This is a genomic window from Acidisphaera rubrifaciens HS-AP3, from assembly GCF_000964365.1.
GTDB classification, from domain to species: Bacteria; Pseudomonadota; Alphaproteobacteria; order Acetobacterales; family Acetobacteraceae; genus Acidisphaera; species Acidisphaera rubrifaciens.
Genome location: NZ_BANB01000258.1, coordinates 1 through 1,855 on the forward strand (window position 1 = coordinate 1; position 1,855 = coordinate 1,855).

The 1,855-nt window shown below is 71.2% G+C and carries 2 protein-coding genes and 1 pseudogene; all 3 read left to right on the top strand.

The annotated features are described in order from the left end of the window. Positions 1-226: pseudogene (locus B8460_RS23055) on the top strand (hypothetical protein); the annotation flags it as partial. Between the two features lie 57 nt (positions 227-283). Further along, positions 284-1,207 (top strand): class I fructose-bisphosphate aldolase, encoded by a 924-nt coding sequence (locus tag B8460_RS08810; protein WP_048861222.1) that lies wholly within the window; start codon positions 284-286, stop codon positions 1,205-1,207. Positions 1,208-1,210: 3 nt separating this feature from the next. Next, positions 1,211-1,846: a thiamine phosphate synthase gene (gene thiE, locus B8460_RS08815; protein WP_048861223.1), complete on the top strand. Its 636-nt coding sequence runs from the start codon at positions 1,211-1,213 to the stop codon at positions 1,844-1,846. Positions 1,847-1,855 lie beyond the last annotated feature (9 nt).

The window sequence follows — 1,855 nt, forward strand, 5'->3', positions numbered from 1 at the left end:
GGACGCCACCGGGCGGGCATTGGCCGCGCTGCGGATCGGCCAGCGCGCGATCGTGCTCTGGCCGGACGCGCCGGGCCGCGACTCGGCCCTGTCGGCCGCATGCCGCCTCGGCGCGGAGGTGCTCGCGGCGCCGCCGCCCGCCCTCGACATGGCTTCCGCCCACGCCGCCATGCGACTGCCCGCCTGGCTTGGCGTTACGGGTGACACTGGGCGGACCCTGGGCTAGTACGCCCCGGCGTCCCCAGACGGCCGCCTTGCCCGGACCACAGCACGGAGCTACCCGATGCGCATCACGCAGCGCGTGAAGAAAATCCTGGACAACTACGAGAGCGACAATCCGGGAACCAAGAGCAACCTTGCCCGCATCCTCATGGAGGGAAAGCTCGGCGGCAGCGGCAAGCTGGTCATCCTGCCGGTGGACCAGGGCTTCGAGCACGGTCCGGCCCGCAGCTTCGCCCCCAACCCGCCCGCCTATGACCCGCATTATCACTTCCAGCTGGCGATCGAGGCGGGGCTGAACGCCTATGCGGCGCCGCTCGGCATGCTGGAGGCCGGCGCGAACACGTTCGCGGGCGCGATTCCGACCATCCTCAAGCTCAACTCGTCGAACAGCCTGGCGACGACCAAGGATCAGGCCGTGACGGGCAGCGTCGCGGACGCGCTGCGCCTCGGCTGCGCGGCGATCGGCTTCACCATCTATCCGGGCAGCGAATACGCCTTCGACCAGATGGAGGAACTGCGCGAACTGGCCGAGGAGGCCAAGGCCGCCGGTCTGGTGGTCGTGGTCTGGAGCTATCCGCGCGGGCCGATGCTCGACAAGGCGGGGGAGACCGCGCTCGATATCTGCGCCTATGCCGCGCACATGGCGGCGCTGGCCGGCGCGCACATCATCAAGGTCAAGCCGCCGACGGCCGTGATCAGCCTCGATGCGGCGAAGAAGACCTATGAGAAGGCACATCTCGACACGTCCACGCTCGCCAAGCGGGTCGAGCATGTCGTGCAGGCCTGCTTCCAGGGCCGGCGCATCGTGATCTTCTCCGGCGGCGAGGCGACGTCCGACGACGACGCGCTGTTCGACGTGATCCGCAACCTGCGCGACGGCGGCGCCAACGGCTCGATCATCGGGCGCAACACGTTCCAGCGGCCGAAGGAGCACGCGCTGGCGATGCTCGCGAAGATCATCGAAATCTACCAGGGCAAGGCCTGAGCGATGGGCGCGGGCGGCTGCCGTCTGTATCTGATCACGCCGCCCGCGCTCGACGTCGCGACGTTTCCCGACCGGCTGGCCGCCGCCCTCGACGCGGGCGACGTGGCGGCGGTGCAGCTGCGGCTCAAGGAGGCGGACGACGACGCGATCCGCCGCGCCGCCGACGCGCTGCGTCCCGTGGCACAGGCGCGCGACGTCGCGTTCCTGCTCAACGACCGCCCCGATCTGGCGGTGCAGACGGGGTGCGACGGCGCGCATGTCGGGCAGAGCGACATGGCGGCACGCGCGGCGCGCGCCGTGCTCGGTCCCGACCTGATGCTCGGCGTGACCTGCCACGCGAGCCGCGACCTCGCGATGTCCGCCGGCGAGGACGGGGCGGACTACGTGGCGTTCGGCGCCTTTTTCCCCACCACGACGAAGGCCGCGTCGAGCCGCGCCGAGCCCGACCTGCTGGCGTGGTGGTCGGACCTGATGGAACTGCCCTGCGTCGCGATCGGGGGAATCACCGCGGAGAACTGCGCGCCGCTGGTGACGGCGGGCGCCGACTTCCTCGCGGTCGTGGCGGCCGTATGGGACCATCCGGACGGCCCGGCGGCCGGCGTGCGGGCGCTGTGCGCGGCGATCGCCGCGGCTTCATGATCCCCCGCC

What these genes read in the sequence shown, in the direction of transcription:
- B8460_RS08810 (WP_048861222.1), top strand. Translation starts at nt 284, where the DNA reads ATGCGCATCACGCAGCGCGTGAAGAAAATCCTGGACAACTACGAGAGC.
- thiE (WP_048861223.1), top strand. Translation starts at nt 1,211, where the DNA reads ATGGGCGCGGGCGGCTGCCGTCTGTATCTGATCACGCCGCCCGCGCTC.